This is a genomic window from Aestuariivirga sp., assembly GCF_046093005.1.
Taxonomy (GTDB): Bacteria; Pseudomonadota; Alphaproteobacteria; order Rhizobiales; family Aestuariivirgaceae; genus Aestuariivirga.
This window is the reverse complement of the sequence record NZ_JBJTER010000114.1, coordinates 1-17,188: the sequence shown is the minus strand read 5'-3', so window position 1 is coordinate 17,188 and position 17,188 is coordinate 1. Positions and strand designations below refer to the sequence as shown.

Sequence of the window (17,188 nt, the reverse complement as noted above, 5' to 3'; positions counted from 1 at the left end):
TATTGCGCAAGGCGGCACAGCGCACCGTCGAAGGCCTCTGGACCGCCATTGGTGACATGCTGCCAGTCTTCAAGCCTCAGGAATGCCGAAACTACTTCGCCGCAGCAGGATATGATGCAGACTGATGGGATTCCGCTCTAGACGTCACCCCATCCAGTATTTCTGAAGTAACTTGAGCATTCTTGTGGATTTGAGTCTTGAAGGATTACGCCGATGCGTTCGCAGGTTGCTTCGATGGTTCGTTCCTTGGCTTTTCTCAGCGGGTGCTTGAGTTTGGCGAAGACCTGTTCGATCGGGTTAAGGTCCGGACTGTAGGGTGGCGGCAAAAGCAGCCTTGCGCCTCTGGCCCTGCTGGCTGCTCTGACGGCCTCGCCCTTGTGGCTGCCAAGATTGTCCATGACGACGACGTCCCTGGGCTTCAAGGCCGCCACGAGCAACTGCTCGACGTAGCGCAGGAAGCTCTCGCCATCTATCGGGCCGTCAAGCACGCAAGGAGCGGTGATGGCATCCTTGCGAAGAGCCGCGAGGATGGTCAGCGTCTTCAAGTGGCCGTGCGGAACATGGGCGGTGAGACGCATGCCCTTCCGGCCCCAGCTGCGGATCGGGGCCATGTCTGCTCAGCCCCATGAAGCGTTTTCTTGAAGCGCCGTCCCTCGCGCCCCAGAAACTTCCAGACCGTAACCGGATCGACCGTCAGGCCGCGCCGGGCAAGGCCATCGGCGAGACCGCGTTGCGGCTTTGGCCCGCCTCAACGAACCCTACCGCCCGCAGGCGCGTCTCCCATCGGATATGGCTTGGTCATACAAGCTGACCTCCAACAAAGTAGCCAGATTGAATCAGTTCTCAACCAGTCTGGGAATCACTATCCGATTCAATCAAAAAATAAAGCGCTCTAATCGAAAGCCACGCGCTCTTTAAAACGGTGAGCGGCACATAGACTGCGTCGCTCCTTCCGGTCACAGCTTTGCCTCCTCGGCCGTGTCTGCTGCCTCGCCCAGCAATTGCAGGATTTCGGTCAGCGCGGCGCTCACCTTGGGCGGCTGCTTCGGCGCCTTTAGCATCGACTCAACCTCGAGACGGAGCGCATCCAGGCGCTGGGTGAGTGCGAGTTCGGCCATTTTTTCTTCTCCTTCAGTTCCGGCGGCGGCGTGGCAGCATATAAGGCACGGCAGCACGGTAATGCGCGAAGTGCTCGCCATAGCGCCTGGCGAAACGCCCTTCCTTGAGGCGCGGCGCCAGCACGCAATAGCTGGTATAGCACAGGGCAAGTACCAGCTGGTCCGGCGTCCACACCGGCACCGTCCACAGCGTCAGCGCGAATGCCAGATAGATCGGCTGACGAATGATGCGGAACAGGCCCTTGACCGGCATCTCCGGAAACACCGGGCGGACCTTGGCCATGAGCGACATCCAGCCCAGTGCCCCTGACTGCACCTCAGCACCCGCATCGAAGCTCGCCTTGAGGAGGAAAAACCAGCTGAACCCGTAGGCCGAGGTGATGCACCAGAATATCGTACCCTCGGCCCGCCACCACACCACGCCGGACGGCGTCCAGAGCGCGAACAGCGCAAGCAATTGCATCGATGCGATCAGGGCATAGGTGGTCGTCGCCAGCGTCGCGCCATGGGGGCCGGGCAGCAGGCGGCGGAGCAGCCGTCCTCCGGGACCCGTCAGCAGCAGGGAATGGCCAAGCGGAAACTGCAGGATGAGCGCGGCATTGGCAATCAGGGCCCAAGGCCAGGGCACGCGGCCCAGGCTCTCGCTCATCCCGAAGAACATGGCGAGGATCATCGCCAGCACGGCTGCCGCGAACAGCAGATGGCAGAGAATGCCCATGCTCAAGGCGAGTGCAATGCGCGGCGCGCCCGGCGGCGGGCGCATCGCGCCGCCCAGCAGGCGGAGGAGCCTCGCCATCCGCTCGTCAGCCAGCAGCCTCCGGATGGTTACGCCCCGCATCACAGGTCGAGCTTCAGCTGGTTTGCGTCATCGCGTTTGACCGGCACGCCGCGCGGCCGTCCCCGCATCGGAATGCCAGCCCGCCGGCTGCCATGGCGCGCCGCGATGGACTGTGCCACCCCGGAATGGCTGCCCGCCTTGCGAAGGCCGTGGAGTGTCTCCCGCGCGGCCCGCGCAGCTGCGGCATTGTCGACGATGGGTGGTGGATAGGAGAGAGACGCCGCACCCTCCCAACGCCATGGCTCATGAATGAAGGCATCCGGCACCGCCGCGAGTTCTGGCACATAGCTGCGGATGAAACGGCCCTCGGGGTCCTTATCCAGGCCCTGCTTCACGGGGTTGTAGATGCGGATCGTGTTGATGCCGGTCGTTCCCGACTGCATCTGCACCTGCGGCCAGTGAATGCCCGGCTCATAGTCAACGAACTTTCGTGCGAGGTGAAGCCCGCTCTCCCGCCATGGCAGCCACAGGTGGTAGCTGGCAAAGGACATCAGCATCGCGCGCATGCGAAAATTGATCCAGCCGTGCTGGTCCAGGGCGCGCATGCAGGCATCGATGAAGGGAAAACCCGTCTCACCCCTGCTCCACGCCTCGAGGCGATGCGGCTCCGGCATATCCTGCCGCAACCCATCATAGGCAGGATGGAGGTTCTCGAACTCAAGGCGCGGCTCATCCTCCAGCTTCTGCATGAAGTGGCAGTGCCAGTGCTGGCGCCCCATGAAGGAGATGAGCGAGGCGCGCCAGTTCCGCGCGTCCGGTGCCTCGTCAGTGATGGCCGCCAGCCGTGCCTGGCTCGCCTGTGCCACCTCACGCATGGAAAGCGTGCCCCAGGTGAGATGCGGCGAAAGCCGCGAGCAGGAACGGAATGCGGTGCGCGGGCTCGACATTTCGAAGCGGTAGTCCCGCCCACGCAGGCTCAGAAAGCTGGCGAGTGCAGCAAGCCCCGCCACCCGTCCCCCACGCTGGCGCTGCGGACAGGGATCAGAAGCAAGCCCGAGATCGGCAGCCGTGGGGATCCGGCTTGGCCAGTGCCTGCCGAGGGGCGTCAGCGCGGCGGGTGCGGGCGCCTGTGGCGCTGCCATCTCCCGGTCCCATGCCTGCGCCCAGCCATCGCGCGAGCGCAGGCGCCGGACGACGCCGAAGGGGCGGAATTCGTGCCAGGCGATGCCCGCCTGCCGCGCCCAGGCCGCAACGGCGCGGTCGCGCGCGAAGGTCCAGCCATTGCCCGTCTCCTGATGGCTCCATAGCGCCGCGATGCCATGCGCCTCGTGCAGCCGCGCGAGGATGGAGGCGGCGTCGCCCACCATGATGCAAAGCGGCTGACCCAACGCAGCAAGCGCGGTGCGAAGCTCGGCGAGGCTTTCAGCCGCGAAGTCCCATTGCCGCCCAGATGCATCGGGTTCCGCCCAATAGCCCGGCTCCGCGATATAGAGCGGCAGCACCGGTCCCCGTGCGGCCGCCAGCGACAGCGGCCGGTGGTCGGCCACGCGCAAGTCCTTCTTGAACCAGACGACCTGAAGACATGCCGTCATGCGTGCAATTCCTCGCCAAGGATTTGCGGAATATGCTCCTTGAAGGCAAAGAAGCCCTTCCGCGCATGCGGCCAGCATGCATCATCCCAGCTGCGGCGAAGGATGGCGAGGCGGATGTCCTGGCGGGCGAGTTCCGGTTCAAGGCGCGCGAGTGCGTCCGCCACGGGCCCTGTGGGCGCGTGCAGCGTTACGACCTGCCGCGCTCCAACCCGCAAGGCCGCCGCTGCGATCGCCGCCGCATCGAGCGTTCCGGCAAGGTGCGCCTCGCAGCGGAAATGCCCGGCGATGCGCGCGGCCGCATCTGCTGCGGCAGAGGAAACGAAGCTCCGGGCGCCCTCGCCCCACAGCAAAGCTGGATCCGCAGCCACCACCGCGGACAGGAACGCCGGATCACCGCCGATCGCCGATTCCGGATGCAAGTCCTCGTGGGTCGCCAGCAGGATCGAGGGCGGACTGCGGTCGATTGCCGTGAGCGGTGCAAGCGGCACTGGTTTCTCCAAGGGAGCTTCCACAAGGGCACTCGCGGATACCGCAAGACCCCTGGGGGAAAAACGGCCATTGGTGTAGCGCGCAATGTTGTCTGGCGTGGCAAGATAGATCTTGCCAGGTGTCTGCAACCCCGCCACCCAGCGCCACGACAGCGTGTTGCTGGCAGGGTCGGCATCGATCAGGTGACGGAGGAAGAAATCGGCTCCCAGGGTCCATGGCAGGCGCAGCGTGAAGATCCAGATTGATGCAAACCACATCCGCGCATGATTGTGGAGATAACCGGTCTGGACGAGTTCCTGCGCCCAATTGTCGAAGCAATCGATGCCCGTCCGCCCTTCCTCGGCCTCCCGAATTGCAGGCGCGCCCAGAAGCCTCTCCTGGTCGGCGTCACGTTCCGCAAGAAAGCGCCGCCACGCGCCGGGCCGCATCTCGAGCCAGCCCTTCCAGTAGCTGCGCCAGAGCACCTCCTGGATGAACTTCCCAGCCTCATCGAACTCATGCGATGCCAGAACCTCCGCAACCACCTCCCGCTCGGTCACCAGGCGGTAACGCAGATAGGGCGAGAGTTTCGACACGGCCCCGGGCTGCTCCGCCCCAGGATCGGTGTTCCGCCCCTCGGCATAGGCCCGGCCGGCGCGCGGAGCGAAGGCACGAAGGCGCTCCAGGGCAGCACCTCGCGTCGCGGCAAACAGTCGATTTGGCTTCAAGAAATTCACCTGCAAGCAGACCAGTTGCAGCATTTACGCGCGGCAACGCAGGTCGGATGTATAATAGTCTGGGAAGGGGTCAGTGACATTCCCGGCGGGCGCGCTTTGCCCAAGGGTCACAACGTGACCAAGTCAGGCGATGCTACAGCGCAGCTGTCTAATGCAACTTCAGCCTTGGGCGGATGACTTGGTTCACGTGGCCGATGGCAACAAGCGCCAGCCCATGCAGCCAGCCATGAATCGCGATGAGATGCATGCGGTAGAGCGAGATGTACATGATGCGCGCGAGGCGGCCTTCGATGGCCATGCGGCCGCCGACCAGGTTACCCATCAGGCTGCCGACGGTGGAAAAGCGCGAGAGCGACACAAGCGATCCCTTATCCCGGTATACAAAGGGTGTGAGGTTTGGTTTCCCGGCCACCAGCGCCTTGATATTGGTGAATGCCGTGGCAGCCATTTGATGTGCGGCTTGCGCTCTCGGCGGGATTGGCCTGGTCTCGCCCGAGGCGACAAAGAAGGCGCAATCACCGATCGCGAGGATCCGCTCGTCGCGGCTGGTCTGAAGCGTGGGGCCGACCACCAGCTGGTTTGACCTGGTTGTTTCAAGGCCACCGATGTCCTTCAGAACGTCTGGACCACGCACGCCTGCAGCCCATATTTTCAGATCAGCAGGAATAATGCCGGCATTGGTGACGACTTCACCGGCACGCACTTCAACAACCTTGGTATTGACCAGAACCCGAACGCCAAGGTTCTCGAGCTCGCCCTTCGCGGCGTCCGCAAGCTTCTCAGGCAAGGCGGGCAAAATGCGTGGTCCCGCCTCGACGAGCGTCACGTGCAAACGGCTCTCGTCAAATACTTCGAGACCATAGTGCCTCAGAGCTGCTGCCGCATTGAAGAGTTCGGCCGCGAGTTCGACACCAGTCGCGCCGCCGCCCACAATCGCAATCTCGACCCTTGCATCAGCTCCTTCAGCGCGTGAAACCCGCAGGCAATGATCGAGCAACTTCTGGCGGAACCGGTCCGCCTCCCGGCGGGTGTCGAGAAACAGGCAATGCTGGCGTACCCCGGGCGTCCCGAAATCGTTGGAGACAGCGCCGATGGCAAGCACCAGCCAGTCGTAACGGATCCGGTGACGTCCGATGAGTTCCGATCCGTCGTCGTCAAGTATGGGCGCGATGACAACCTGCCGTGCCTCGCGATCGATGGACTCCATACTGCCGAGAAAGAACCGGTAACCCCACCGATGGCCATGGCCGCGGTAGCCAACCTCGTCAAGGTTGGCATCGAGAGAGCCCGCCGCAACCTCGTGCAGGAGCGGCTTCCAAATGTGGGTGTGGTTGCGTTCAACGAGGATGATGTCGAAATCCTCGCGCCCATAATGGGCGCCAAGCTTGCGGACGAGCTCGAGCCCGCCCGCGCCGCCGCCAACCACCACGATCTGCGTCTTTAGTTTCTTGGCTACGACCCGCTCGGAAGCCATGACCCCATCCGTATTCGTCTTATCGAGCATTCCGAGCTCCCGTCTCCGACCCAAGTCAATTGCCCCACCGCCGCGAAATGCGGCGAGAGCGCAAATAGACCAGAGATCAAGTCTTTGCACAAACCCAGAGGTTGCGCTTCGTCGCTTGACGGTCATATCATTCGTCGATACCACTGGCCAAGCGAAACCAAATCCCGCAATTAACGCCTTCTCCGTATTGGCCCAGCCCACACGGCTGGAAGCCTTTCGGTTACCAGTGAAGCAGGAGCCGGACAGCATTCCGACAGGACAGATGTCGATAGCTAATTGACTTGTCCGGTTTTGGTATCACATCAAATGTCCGCTCCTTGTCTTTTGTTCTCCTGTGGGACTGTGGGCAAGGCGGAGCCTTGTCCACATTTCCACAGGTCTTGCGGCTGAGCGGATTTAAGCCGCATGTCTGGGTTCGGTTGGCGCTCCCGCCTGGTCGTAGCGCCCGAGGCAGAGCGGCCCGTGGAAGATGGCATGGCTGCCGTCCGGATACTGGCGCACCTTGACCCTGGCCTTCACGAAATGCGCCCTCATCGGGCTTTCTGGAATTTGCAGCTTGAGCCGGTTGAACGAGACGCAGTTGTCGTTGCCAACCTGGCGGTCTTCCTGGACGCAGAGAATTTCGGCGAGATCGGCCCTGGCGGTGGGCACGAAGGCCGACCCTGGCTCCTGCGCCGGGACGGCGAAACGGGCGTTGTGGGCGGGGAGATAGACCTCCTTCAGGAACCGGTTGGCGGCCTCCATGGTGGCCACGCCCGTCAGCCTGAACTCCTTCGGCAGCCGGTCCTGGAGGGTCTGGAACAGGCGTTCCGAGCGGCCCCGCGCCTCGGGCGAATAGGCGGCGATATGCTCGATCCCCCGGCGCTCGAGCGCCCGGCCCACCTGGGTGAGCCGGGTCCGGCTGGCCTCAGCACCCGCTTCCGGCGTGTGGAAGTCGTGCGAGCCCCGGTCGGTATAAAGGCTGAGCGGCAGGCCGTGCTCGCCGAAGGTTTCCGAAAGCCCCCGGAAGGTCGAGGCGGTGCCTTCCTCTTCGGTCAGAAAGGCCGAGAACACCGCCGATGTCGCGTCGTCCATGGTGACGATCAGGTCGAGCGCCGGCAGCCCTTCGAGCCAGGCGTGACGCGAGCCGTCCTGGTGCAGCATCATGCCGGCAAGCGGCCGCCGCTCGCGCCTGCGGCGGTGCGCGCCACGGCGCGGCGCCCGGGCCAGCAAACCGCGCGACCGCAGGAAGGCCTTGGTCCACGTGTAGCCCCAGTTGAACCGGTGGTCCTTCACCAGATGCTCGTGGAAGTGCCTAGCCGTGAAGCCCTGATAGCGGTTACGGTACAGCGTCGCCACCTCCTCGCACCGGTCAGCCGGAACCCGCTTGCCGGAGCGCTTGCCCACCCGGCGGTCAAACAGCCCGGGCCTCGCCTTCCTCCTCAAAACGAACCGACCCGCGCCGGAACGTCCGCTCGCTCTTGCCCAGCAACTCCGCCGCCTCCATCTGACTGAGCTCCGAGGCCTCGTAACGGCCAAAAACGCTCATGAACTTCATCATTCGCACAACCCTTCGGGCCTCCGTCCGGCTCATGCTGACCCCCCAAAAAGGGCCAGCCTAGCGGACAGATCGTGTGCTACTTAAACCGGTCATATCGTGTGCTACCGACAACCGATAAGCTCCTTGTTGCCGCCATGTGCGGCTCTACGTACAGTCAGCTTTTCGGGACGTCCGACAGGATATGGTATGGACAAGCGATTGTCTCTGGAGTTGTTCCCCGGCCCAGCATTTCTGGTTGGAAATGCCATGGGTGGCATATTTGCGGGCGCGGGGTTGGGGGCGGTCGCGACAGCAGCCGCGATTGCACTGCGGTGGAAATGGGACCGACGCCTATCGCTGATGGCCATGTCGATATTCGGCCTGACCCTTTTCCTCCTGGCCGCAGGCCTGTTTTTCGATAACACGTTTTTTGTGAAGGTCAGCAACACCGTCGGTTCGCTGGCGTTGGCTGCAATCGTCGCGGTCGGAATGCTACTCAGGCCCAGTCTTCTGCAGCGAACGCTTGGTTACTCGATCCACTTGACCGACCAGGGATGGCGGGTCCTGCATCTGGCGTGGATTTCCTTGTCGATAGCGAGAGGAGCCACAAACGAATTGGTGTGGCGGAACTTTTCAGATCACACGTGGGCCATTTACAATGGCCTGTCGGATTTCGCATGGATCGGCCTGTTCTTCCTGCTAACCCACGGGGTGGCGCGACAGTACTGGAACGAACCAGCCTCGGTTGCCGCCTGCTGCGAACCTGGGAGGAATCCCCTAGTCTCACCACAGGAGGCCGAGTACCGTTCCGGAATCTTGCCTTTCACGGACATTCGCTTTGACCCCGGGTGCGAAAGGTGGCGGAGGATAGGAAACTGGATGCGGGCATTCTGCTCTGGTTCGTGCGCAATCAGGGAAAACTGACTGAATTCCTGCGCATTATGCCGCCTTCGTTTCCGAGCACCGCGCACACTCGCCTTCCAGCTCTACGATGGGATGAGCAGGCTTGAAGCCTGCATGCTCGGCGGCACCCTGTAGCCCTTGGGCCACCAGATCCGACGGCGCTTCCTGCACGGTGCCGCAGTGGCTGCAGACCATGAACACCACGGCCTCGCCGGGGTGATGTTCGTGATCGCATGCGAAGTACGACGCCTTTGATGCGAGCCGGTGCACGCAGCCGGCCTCCTGCAGAAAATCGAGCGCGCGGTAGACCTGAACTGCCTGGACTATCTTCGGTACGCTCAGGCGGTCAACGAGCTCATAAGCGGTGAGCGGCTTTTCCTCTTGGGCCAGCACTGTCAGAACACGCGCGCGCATCTCGGTGAACGGAAGTTTCCGTGCCGCAGCGAACGCGCGGGCGCGGTCAATCATGGCTGCCACGTCGGAGTGGGCTGTGTGCGCATGGCCATGCCCCCCGCATCGCTCGTGATGTGCCTTTTCGCCGGCCATGGCCGAGACCTCCTTGACCGTCGCGATAGTGTAATGATATTACACCCCTTCGTACTAAAGTATTACACCCTCGGGGGATCATGGCCAAGACCCAATCGGACAATTGTCTACCGGTGACTGTGCTCTCAGGCTTCCTCGGCGCCGGCAAGACCACGCCGCTCAACCATGTCCTGAACAACCGTGAGGGCATGAAGGTCGCTGTGATCGTCAATGACATGAGCGAGGTGAACATCGACGCCGAGCTTGTGAAGCAGGATGGCGCCCTCTCGCGCACCGACGAGAAGGTAGTCGAGATGTCCAACGGCTGCATCTGCTGCACCTTGCGCGACGATCTCCTTAAGGAAGTGCGCCGGCTCGCCGAGGACAAGCGCTTCGACTACCTTGTGATCGAATCTACAGGCATCGCCGAGCCCTTGCCGGTGGCGACCACCTTCGACTTCCGCGACGAGGACGGCCAGTCCCTCTCGGATGTCGCCCGGCTCGACACGATGGTCACGGTGGTCGACGCGGTGAACCTGTTGAAGGACTATTCGAGCCAGGATTTCCTGCGCGATCGCGCAAAGACGGCGGGTGACGGAGATGACCGCGCACTCGTTGATCTCCTCGTCGAGCAGATCGAATTCGCCGATGTCGTGGTCCTCAATAAGGCGGGTACGGCGACGCGCGAACAGCTTGATCTCGCCCGCAGGATCATCGCGGCGCTTAACAGCGAGGCGCGCATTATCGAGGCGGACTATGGACGCGTGCCGCCGGGCGCGGTGCTCGACACAGGTCTGTCTGATTTCGAACGCGCGCAGACGCATCCGCTCTGGTTCAAGGAGTTGAATGGCTTCATGGACCACATGCCGGAAACCGAGGAGTACGGGATCCGGTCCTTCGTCTACCGCGCCCGCCGCCCCTTCGCGCCGATGGCCTTCAACGCCTTCGTCAACAAGCCTTGGCCGGGTGTCATCCGCGCCAAGGGCTTCTTCTGGCTGGCGACGCGGCCAAACTTCGTGGGCGAACTCGCCCAGGCCGGCGCGCTGGTGCGCACTTCAAAACGCGGCCTCTGTTGGTCCGCCGTGCCACGCGAGCGCTGGCCCGACAGCGCCGAGTGGCGCGCGAGCATGGAGCCATACTTCGACAATACGTTTGGCGACCGCAGGCAGGAGATCGTCTTCATCGGACTTGCCGACCAAATGGACGAAGCCGCCATCCGTGCCGAACTGGATGCGGCGCTCACGGGCATGGTCGACCGCTTTACGCCCGACGCGTGGAAGCACCTGCTTGATCCCTTCCCGAACTGGGAGCAGCAGGCGGCATGAGCGTGAAGGATCCCGCCAAAGACGCCTGCCTCTCCGTCTGCTTCCGCTGCAAGCCCGAGGGCTGGCGTGGAGACGCAGAAGCGCGTCGCCCCGGCGCTGACCTCGCCGATGCGATCGAGACGAAAGCGGCACGGCGGGGCATCGATCTGGAGGTGCTCCGCGATGTCCGCCGCATGAGCCAGTGCAAGCGGCCCTGCGTCATAGCGTTCTCGCATCCGGAGAATTTCACTTATCTATTCGGCGATTTGGACCCGGCGCACGACGCGCCCGCCATCATCGACGCCTTCCTCCTCTATGGCGCGAAGCCCGATGGCTTCATGGAGCGCATCGAACGGCCCGAGGCCTTGCAGGCCGGCATTCTGGGCCGACTGCCACGCCTAGCATGTGGCGCGCGGCAGGTAGAGCGCCGGCTCGCAGCTGTCCACGCCACCTGACCACTATCGCCCACTGATCCGAGGACTCTCATGACCGTCACACTTGCCCACACGCGCCGTTCCGCGCTCGCACTGGCGGCGTCCGCCGCGGCTGCCGCGGCCCTGCCTTCGCAGACCTCCGCGCAGGACGCCGGCGTCCTGCGCGTCGCCTCGCCCTGGGACTGGACATCGAACGAGCCGACCGACACCGGCTACATCATGGCTCGCATGCAGATCGCCGAAACGCTTGTGATGGTCGAGCCGGACGGCAAGCTCATTGGTGGCATCGCCGAAAGCTGGACGGTGAGCGAAGATAAACTCACGTGGCGGTTCAAGGTCCGCGCTGGCGTTGTCTTCCATGATGGATCGCCGGTGACGGCGGAAGCAGTGACGGCGAGCCTCAGGCGCTCACTCGCGGGCGAGAGCATGCAGCAGATCCCGGTCGATCAGCTGACCGTCGAGGGTGACACGTTTACACTGAAGACTAAGACGCCCTTCAGCCACCTCCCGGCGGTGCTCGTCGACCACGCCGCGGTCATACTCGCGCCCACCTCATGGGGAGCGGATGGCAAGGTGTCCCGTGTGATCGCCACCGGCCCATTCCGCATTACCTCCATTGACGGGAAAACCGTGATCGAGTTGGAGCGCTTCGACCGCTACTGGGGAGAGAAGCCGAAGGTCGAGCGCGTCCGCTACACCGCCATACCCAATGGCGACACGCGGACCAACGTGGCCATCGCCGGCGATCAGGACATCATCTTCACGACGGTGCCGGCCGCGACGCCACGCATCGATTCCGGTGGCCAGATGAAGGTCGAAAGCCTCACCACTCCCCGCGTCAGGGTTATGGCGTTCAATTCCGGCCTGCCGCAGTTCGCTGATGTCCGCGTACGCCGCGCCATCAACATGGCCATCGATCGCAAGGGGATCGCCTCGGCTGTTCTGCGCCATCCTGGATCGGCAGCGACACAGCTTCTGCCTCCGGCCGTGCCGGCCTGGCATGACGCAACGCTCCCGCCCTATCCTTTCGACGTGGCCGGCGCAAACGCGCTGCTTGACGAGGCAGGCTGGGTGCGCGGCGCGGATGGCGTGCGCGCCAGGGATGGTGTGCGTCTCGCGGCAACGATGCTCACGATCACGAACCGCCCGGAGCTGACCGTGATGGGCACGGCGATGCAGGCGCAGCTGAAAGCTATCGGCATGGAGCTCGCTGTCGAGCCGGGCCCGTCGGCGGCGATCCCCGCCGCGATCCAGGCCGGCACGATGCAGATGACCATGTTCGCGCGCACCTATGTCAACGTACCGGAGGTGATCGCTACCATTATCCCGGACTTCACTCGTGAGCGCTCGACTTGGGGCACGCTGAATTGGTCGGGTCGCGATCGCGTCAAGGCGCTCACCGACGAGTATGTTCAGAGCTTCGACGACGCACGCAAATCCGTCCTGCGCCGGGAAATCCTGAAGATCATCCAAGATGAGGTCCCCGTCGCCGCCGTCTCGTGGTTCGAGCACACGGTCGCGGTCAATCGGCGCGTCAGGGGCCTCGTCATAGACCCGTTCGAGATGCGTTACATGCTGCACCAGGTCAGCTTGAACTAACGGGGACGGGCGGGACTTGGACGCATCTGCGGCATCACCGGGCTCAGTAGGCGCAGCCATCGGATTGCGTCTTCTGGCGACGTTGTTCTTCTCGCTGATGAGCCTGTCGGTGCGGATCGCCTCCGTCGAGGCTCCGGTCGGCCAGATCGTGTTCTGGCGCAGCGGGGTCGCACTTGTGCCGATACTCGGCTATCTCGCCTTGCGCGGCCAACTGCGCTACGGGCTCAAGACCGACCGGCCGCTCGGGCACATCAAGCGCAGCCTCTATGGCTGCGCGGCGATGTTCTTCTCGTTCCTGTCGATCGCCCATCTGCCGTTGGCGCTGGCGACGGCGCTCTCCTTCCTCGCGCCGCTGATCGTGGTACCAATCGCGGTGACGCTGCTCGGCGAGCGGCCTGGGATCGTTGTGGTGGCTGCGACGCTTCTCGGCTTCCTCGGCGTCGGGCTGATGCTCTGGCCGGCAATGGTGGGGCCGGAACTCGCGGTTGGCACGCTGATCGGTGTGGGCGCTGGGCTCGCCTGCGCTGCAACCACCGCGCTCGCCAAGACCGAGATCAAACGACTGACCGCGACTGAAGCGCCAGCCGCCATCGCCTTCTATTTCGCAGTAGTCTGCGCGGCCTGCGGGCTTGCGACAATGCCGTTCGGCTGGGCCGACGTTGGCCGCACCGCGCTTTTTGCGTTCATCGCCTCCGGCCTTTTCGGCGGCTTCGCGCATATCGCCATGACTGAAGCTGTCGCCTGTGCGCCGGTATCGACGCTCGCGCCCTTCGAATACACAGCGACGATCTGGGCGCTGCTGTTCGACGTTCTGATTTTCGCACTCTGGCCAGAGCCGTTTAGCCTCATCGGCGCACTGCTCATCGTGATCGCCGCAGCCTGCGTCGCCTTCGCCGACCGGATTGGCGCGCGGCTCAAGGGTGTACAGGCATGAACGTGGTCCTGCGCGTTATCATCCTGCGGATCGGTCAGGCGCTAGCGACAGCGGCGGTGCTCGCCTCGCTCTGCTTCGTCTTCGTCCATGCGCTGCCGGGCGATCTCGCCCTGCGCGTGGCCGCCGCCCGTGTCGGTGACGAACGCGTCACACCGGAGACAGCCGAGCGTATCCGCCGCGAGGAGGGCCTCGATCGCCCGCTGATCGTCCAGTACGGCCAGTGGATGGGGAAGCTCGCGCGGGGCGATCTTGGCCGCTCGCTGCTTTCGGGCAAGCCTGTCACACAGGAACTCGCCTATCATGCTGCTTTCACGCTCCAGCTCGGCCTGATCGGCTGGCTGCTCTCCTACCTTATCGCATTGCCGCTTGGCATCATTGCCGGGTTTAAGCCCGGTGGTGTCATCGACCGGGCGACGGACGCGCTGGCCGTGACGCTCGCCTCGCTGCCCAGCTTCCTGGTCGGCATCGGGCTCATCACGCTGTTCGCGCTGACGCTGCGCTGGCTGCCGCCGGCCGGCTTCAGGACTGGGGTGCATATGGTGCTGCCGGCCTTCACGCTGGCGCTATCCCTCGTCGCGTTCTCCATTCCCGTGATCCGCAACGCGGTGGTGGAGGTGCGCTCGGCCTTCTTTATGACTTACGCGCAGGTGAAGGGCCTGACCCCCGTCGCAGCTTTTGGGCACCATGGGGTGCGTAACGCAACAATCCCGGTCGTGACCTATGCCGCGCTGCAGTTCGCTTTCGTCATCGACGGCTTTGTGGTGATCGAAACCTTGTTCAACTATCCGGGCCTCGGCGAATTGCTGGTCAAGGCGCTGATCGCGCGCGATGTGCCGATCATCATGGGGGCGGGGCTCATTATTGGCTTCGCCTTCGCCGTCATCAGTCTGATGGCCGACCTTGTGCGCCTTTGGCTCGACCCACGCGGGCTTGCGGAGGCGCGTGCATGAGCATGGTTCTTCAGCCTGCCCGCACGCGCAGCATGCCGGCTTCCATCTGGCCGCTGGTAGCGCTGACTGGCCTTGCGCTAACCGGGCCATTTCTAGCGCCGCAGGATCCGAATGCGCAGAACCTGATGCGGGTGATGGAGGCTCCGGGCGTAGTGCACATCCTCGGCACCGACCATGTTGGCCGCGACATTCTCTCTCGCGTGCTGGCCGGGGCGCCTCATTCTCTGGGCCTCGCCATGCTCTGCGTCGCATTGGCGGCGAGCGTAGGCGTCGCGCTTGGGCTTATGGCTGCCAACAGCGGAATCATCGCCCGTGCCCTGATCATGCGTCTGGCCGATCTGATGCTGGCCTTTCCCGGCCTGCTCCTGGCGCTTCTCTTCGCCGGTTTCCTCGGTGGCGGCATCTGGCCGATGCTTATCGGGTTAAAACTAGCACTTTGGCCGCAGTACGCCCGCATGGCCGAAGCCGTGGCCACAAGCGTGCTCCGAGAAGGCCATGTCGAGGCTGCGCGCCTCGCTGGGTTTTCCGAGCGCACCATCCTCATCCGTCATGTCTTGCCACCCGTGCTGCGCGCAGTGATGCCTCTCGCCACACTCGGCGTCGGGCAGGCCATCATGTCGATCTCCGCGCTCGGCTTCCTCGGGCTTGGTCTGAAGCCGCCCACGCCCGAATGGGGCGCGATGATCAATGAACTCCTGCCCTTCCTCGCCGAGGGCTTCGTCCAGATGGCCGCTCCCTGTATGATGATCTTCGTGTCAGTGCTGGCGCTGACTTTGGCGGGCCGCGCGTTTGCTGTGGACACAATGGGAGGTGGCAATGACTGAAGCCGCGCTGACGATCTCCCATCTTTCCATCCATGACAGGAACGGCGTTGCGCTTGTGGATGATGTATCGCTGTCCGTACCGCGCGGGGGCGTTCTCACGCTTATTGGCGAGACCGGCAGCGGCAAAAGTCTGATCGCGCAGGCCGCGTTCGGCCTCCTGCCGTCCGGACTGTCCGTCTCGGGAGACATCAAGGTCAGCGTCCACGGGCCAATTCCTGCGAGCGAACCGAAACGTCGTGCCGCTCTGTGGCGCGATCAGATCATGTTGATCCCGCAGGAGCCGTCCGCCGCGCTCGACCCAACCATGCGCGTAAAGCGGCAGATGGCGCTGGCAGGCCTTGCTCAGGAGGCGATCGAACCCGCTCTCGCGGCCTTCGATCTGCCCGGCTCGACCGCACAGGCGTACCCTTTCACGCTTTCCGGCGGCATGGCTCAAAGGGTGCTGGTGGCCTCAGCGCTGGGCGTTGGCGCGCCGATCATCGTCGCTGACGAGCCGACCAAGGGCCTGGACGCCGACCGCGTGACCCAGGCGATCGCCACACTCAAGCGCCTTTCGGCCGCTGGGCGCAGCCTGCTCGTCATCACCCACGATTGCAGGCTCGCAGAGGAGCTTCCCGGAGAACTGGCGATCATCAGGAATGGCCGGGTCGAAGAACAAGGCCCGAGTGCACGGCTGTTGTCCGCCCCCCAAAGCGACTACGCCCGAACATGGCTGTCCGCCGATCCGCGTAATTGGCCGCGCTGTTATCGCTGCTGCGACATGACGAGCCTTGCGCTATCCGCGCACGGTCTCTCCTTCGCCTGGCCAAAGGGGGCAACGCTGTTTGAGGACCTCGACCTGCACCTGCCGAAGGGCGGCGTGCTGGCGATCTCGGGGCCGAGCGGCAGCGGCAAGAGCACGCTGGGCGACATTCTGCTTGGCCTGCGCCCTCCGATCGCCGGCAGCGTCGAATGGGGCGGACTCGACATCGTCGCCGCTCCATCCGCCATCCGGCCTCGTCGACAGCGCTATCAAAAGCTGCATCAAGACCCGATCAAGGCCTTCATGCCGCACCTCACTTTTGCGCGCCAATTCCTTGCTCTCGAAGACGTCAAATCTGGCCTCTCGGTCGCTCGCGACCTGCCGCCGCTGCTGGAAAGACTGAGGATCAATGATCGGCTGATGAGCCGCCGCCCGAGCGAGGTTTCCGGTGGCGAGGCCCAGCGGCTCGCACTGGCACGCATCCTTCTTCTGGATCCAGTTGCGATAATCGCAGATGAACCGACCTCGCGGCTCGACCCGGTCGTTCAACGTGAGACGATGCAGCTCCTGCGCGCAACCGTCGATCAACAGGGGCTGGGCCTTGCCCTCATCAGTCATGACCAAGCGCTACTCGCCGCCATCGCGGACGATCATCTCGCACTCGGTCCGAGAGCATGAGGCCGAAAACTCTAGCCTCAGGTGATCCAAGGATTGGGGGCAGAGCACACCCAGCGTTCCTCGGAATTCGGCCCGCGCAGCAGGCTTGGAGGCAACCAGTCCGGTCAAGGCAGAGGCCTTCTCGGGGAAAAACAGGCCAAAACAACCCATAAGGACGGTGACTGCTGCTCCCGCACTATTGAGCCAATCCATTCTACGACGCTCCTGTTGCGAAATGTCGGAGCACTCTAGCGGGGATGTTTCTACTGTGCTGGACTCGAAGGTGTTGACAAAGTGGATTCACAAATCACGTGATTTCTGATTCAAGGCTGTTCTTTGCGGATAACAGCGATGGTTCGCGGGTTGATGTCGGACAAGGAATGGGCGTTTTTCGAGCCATTTGTCATCGAGAGGGGACCGAAGCGTGGACGACCTCCAGGCGATCATCGACTGGTGCTTGATGGCGTGTTTTGGATCGCCAGGACCGGCGCGCCTTGGCGGGATTTACCCGAGCAGTTCGGCAAGTGGGGCTCCGTCTACCGTCAGTTCCGCCGCTGGTCTGTCGCCGGGATTTGGGATGCGATGCTGGAGGCGTTGAAT

At 63.6% G+C, this 17,188-nt stretch carries 18 protein-coding genes and 1 pseudogene; 10 read left to right on the top strand and 9 right to left on the bottom strand.

The genetic code is table 11. The annotated features are described in order from the left end of the window. Positions 1–125, top strand: a pseudogene (locus ACKOED_RS09970) (IS630 family transposase); the annotation flags it as partial. A gap of 12 nt (positions 126–137) precedes the next feature. Here ACKOED_RS09970 and ACKOED_RS09965 read toward each other — a convergent pair. The 8 genes from ACKOED_RS09965 to ACKOED_RS09930 all read right to left on the bottom strand — a co-directional run bounded on the left by ACKOED_RS09965 (position 138) and on the right by ACKOED_RS09930 (position 7,725). Further along, positions 138–611 carry an IS630 family transposase gene (locus ACKOED_RS09965; protein WP_408916439.1) on the bottom strand — a complete coding sequence of 158 codons (474 nt, stop codon included), beginning with the start codon at positions 609–611 and terminating at the stop codon, positions 138–140. A gap of 345 nt (positions 612–956) precedes the next feature. Continuing rightward, positions 957–1,118 carry a hypothetical protein gene (locus ACKOED_RS09960; RefSeq protein ID WP_408916438.1) on the bottom strand — a complete coding sequence of 54 codons (162 nt, stop codon included), beginning with the start codon at positions 1,116–1,118 and terminating at the stop codon, positions 957–959. A 13-nt stretch (positions 1,119–1,131) separates the two neighbouring features. Next, on the bottom strand, positions 1,132–1,956 hold the full coding sequence (locus ACKOED_RS09955; RefSeq protein ID WP_408916437.1) for a methyltransferase family protein: 825 nt from the start codon (positions 1,954–1,956) through the stop codon (positions 1,132–1,134). Beyond that, positions 1,956–3,488 (bottom strand): FAD-binding domain-containing protein, encoded by a 1,533-nt coding sequence (locus ACKOED_RS09950; RefSeq protein WP_408916436.1) that lies wholly within the window; start codon positions 3,486–3,488, stop codon positions 1,956–1,958. Before ACKOED_RS09950 ends, ACKOED_RS09955 begins: the two co-directional genes overlap by 1 nt. Further along, a complete protein-coding gene (locus ACKOED_RS09945; protein ID WP_408916435.1) occupies positions 3,485–4,684 on the bottom strand; it encodes an FAD-binding domain-containing protein in 1,200 nt (399 codons plus the stop codon). Before ACKOED_RS09945 ends, ACKOED_RS09950 begins: the two co-directional genes overlap by 4 nt. A 157-nt stretch (positions 4,685–4,841) precedes the next feature. Next, the gene (locus ACKOED_RS09940) at positions 4,842–6,197 is read right to left on the bottom strand and encodes an NAD(P)/FAD-dependent oxidoreductase (RefSeq protein WP_408916434.1); all 1,356 of its coding nucleotides are present in this window, start codon (positions 6,195–6,197) and stop codon (positions 4,842–4,844) included. Between the two features lie 396 nt (positions 6,198–6,593). Beyond that, positions 6,594–7,583, bottom strand: coding sequence for an ISNCY family transposase (locus tag ACKOED_RS09935; RefSeq protein WP_408916433.1), 990 nt, complete (start codon positions 7,581–7,583; stop codon positions 6,594–6,596). 7 nt (positions 7,584–7,590) lie between these two features. After that, complete coding sequence (locus ACKOED_RS09930; protein WP_408916432.1) at positions 7,591–7,725, bottom strand: hypothetical protein; 135 nt, start codon at positions 7,723–7,725, stop codon at positions 7,591–7,593. A 198-nt stretch (positions 7,726–7,923) separates the two neighbouring features. Between ACKOED_RS09930 and ACKOED_RS09925 the strand changes: the two genes are divergently transcribed. After that, the gene (locus ACKOED_RS09925) at positions 7,924–8,640 is read left to right on the top strand and encodes an inner membrane-spanning protein YciB (protein WP_408916431.1); all 717 of its coding nucleotides are present in this window, start codon (positions 7,924–7,926) and stop codon (positions 8,638–8,640) included. 15 nt (positions 8,641–8,655) lie between these two features. Here ACKOED_RS09925 and ACKOED_RS09920 read toward each other — a convergent pair whose 3' ends face one another. Continuing rightward, positions 8,656–9,165, bottom strand: coding sequence for a Fur family transcriptional regulator (locus ACKOED_RS09920; protein ID WP_408916430.1), 510 nt, complete (start codon positions 9,163–9,165; stop codon positions 8,656–8,658). 80 nt (positions 9,166–9,245) lie between these two features. Here ACKOED_RS09920 and ACKOED_RS09915 point away from each other — a divergent pair, with 80 nt between their 5' ends. The 8 genes from ACKOED_RS09915 to ACKOED_RS09880 form a co-directional block, all read left to right on the top strand. Beyond that, positions 9,246–10,469 (top strand): GTP-binding protein, encoded by a 1,224-nt coding sequence (locus ACKOED_RS09915; protein ID WP_408916429.1) that lies wholly within the window; start codon positions 9,246–9,248, stop codon positions 10,467–10,469. Beyond that, a complete protein-coding gene (locus ACKOED_RS09910) occupies positions 10,466–10,903 on the top strand; it encodes a DUF1636 family protein (protein ID WP_408916428.1) in 438 nt (145 codons plus the stop codon). The genes ACKOED_RS09915 and ACKOED_RS09910 overlap by 4 nt, the downstream gene beginning before the upstream one ends. 30 nt (positions 10,904–10,933) lie before the next feature. Further along, complete coding sequence (locus ACKOED_RS09905) at positions 10,934–12,481, top strand: ABC transporter substrate-binding protein (protein WP_408916427.1); 1,548 nt, start codon at positions 10,934–10,936, stop codon at positions 12,479–12,481. A gap of 64 nt (positions 12,482–12,545) precedes the next feature. Then, the gene (locus ACKOED_RS09900; protein WP_408916426.1) at positions 12,546–13,415 is read left to right on the top strand and encodes a DMT family transporter; all 870 of its coding nucleotides are present in this window, start codon (positions 12,546–12,548) and stop codon (positions 13,413–13,415) included. Beyond that, positions 13,412–14,365 (top strand): ABC transporter permease, encoded by a 954-nt coding sequence (locus tag ACKOED_RS09895; RefSeq protein ID WP_408916425.1) that lies wholly within the window; start codon positions 13,412–13,414, stop codon positions 14,363–14,365. The genes ACKOED_RS09900 and ACKOED_RS09895 overlap by 4 nt, the downstream gene beginning before the upstream one ends. After that, positions 14,362–15,189: an ABC transporter permease gene (locus ACKOED_RS09890; protein WP_408916424.1), complete on the top strand. Its 828-nt coding sequence runs from the start codon at positions 14,362–14,364 to the stop codon at positions 15,187–15,189. The genes ACKOED_RS09895 and ACKOED_RS09890 overlap by 4 nt, the downstream gene beginning before the upstream one ends. Beyond that, on the top strand, positions 15,182–16,609 hold the full coding sequence (locus tag ACKOED_RS09885) for an ABC transporter ATP-binding protein (protein WP_408916423.1): 1,428 nt from the start codon (positions 15,182–15,184) through the stop codon (positions 16,607–16,609). The genes ACKOED_RS09890 and ACKOED_RS09885 overlap by 8 nt, the downstream gene beginning before the upstream one ends. Before the next feature lie 330 nt (positions 16,610–16,939). Then, positions 16,940–17,188, top strand: a 249-nt coding sequence (locus ACKOED_RS09880) for a transposase (RefSeq protein WP_408915138.1), incomplete at its 3' end; no start/stop codon positions are given.

Excerpts from the sequence above, each read along its gene's own strand:
- ACKOED_RS09965 (WP_408916439.1), bottom strand. The coding sequence starts at position 611 with ATGGCCCCGATCCGCAGCTGGGGCCGGAAGGGCATGCGTCTCACCGCC.
- ACKOED_RS09960 (WP_408916438.1), bottom strand. The coding sequence starts at position 1,118 with ATGGCCGAACTCGCACTCACCCAGCGCCTGGATGCGCTCCGTCTCGAG.
- ACKOED_RS09955 (WP_408916437.1), bottom strand. The coding sequence starts at position 1,956 with ATGCGGGGCGTAACCATCCGGAGGCTGCTGGCTGACGAGCGGATGGCG.
- ACKOED_RS09950 (WP_408916436.1), bottom strand. The coding sequence starts at position 3,488 with ATGACGGCATGTCTTCAGGTCGTCTGGTTCAAGAAGGACTTGCGCGTG.
- ACKOED_RS09940 (WP_408916434.1), bottom strand. The coding sequence starts at position 6,197 with ATGCTCGATAAGACGAATACGGATGGGGTCATGGCTTCCGAGCGGGTC.
- ACKOED_RS09930 (WP_408916432.1), bottom strand. The coding sequence starts at position 7,725 with ATGAGCGTTTTTGGCCGTTACGAGGCCTCGGAGCTCAGTCAGATGGAG.
- ACKOED_RS09925 (WP_408916431.1), top strand. The coding sequence starts at position 7,924 with ATGGACAAGCGATTGTCTCTGGAGTTGTTCCCCGGCCCAGCATTTCTG.
- ACKOED_RS09920 (WP_408916430.1), bottom strand. The coding sequence starts at position 9,165 with ATGGCCGGCGAAAAGGCACATCACGAGCGATGCGGGGGGCATGGCCAT.
- ACKOED_RS09915 (WP_408916429.1), top strand. The coding sequence starts at position 9,246 with ATGGCCAAGACCCAATCGGACAATTGTCTACCGGTGACTGTGCTCTCA.
- ACKOED_RS09910 (WP_408916428.1), top strand. The coding sequence starts at position 10,466 with ATGAGCGTGAAGGATCCCGCCAAAGACGCCTGCCTCTCCGTCTGCTTC.
- ACKOED_RS09905 (WP_408916427.1), top strand. The coding sequence starts at position 10,934 with ATGACCGTCACACTTGCCCACACGCGCCGTTCCGCGCTCGCACTGGCG.
- ACKOED_RS09895 (WP_408916425.1), top strand. The coding sequence starts at position 13,412 with ATGAACGTGGTCCTGCGCGTTATCATCCTGCGGATCGGTCAGGCGCTA.
- ACKOED_RS09890 (WP_408916424.1), top strand. The coding sequence starts at position 14,362 with ATGAGCATGGTTCTTCAGCCTGCCCGCACGCGCAGCATGCCGGCTTCC.
- ACKOED_RS09885 (WP_408916423.1), top strand. The coding sequence starts at position 15,182 with ATGACTGAAGCCGCGCTGACGATCTCCCATCTTTCCATCCATGACAGG.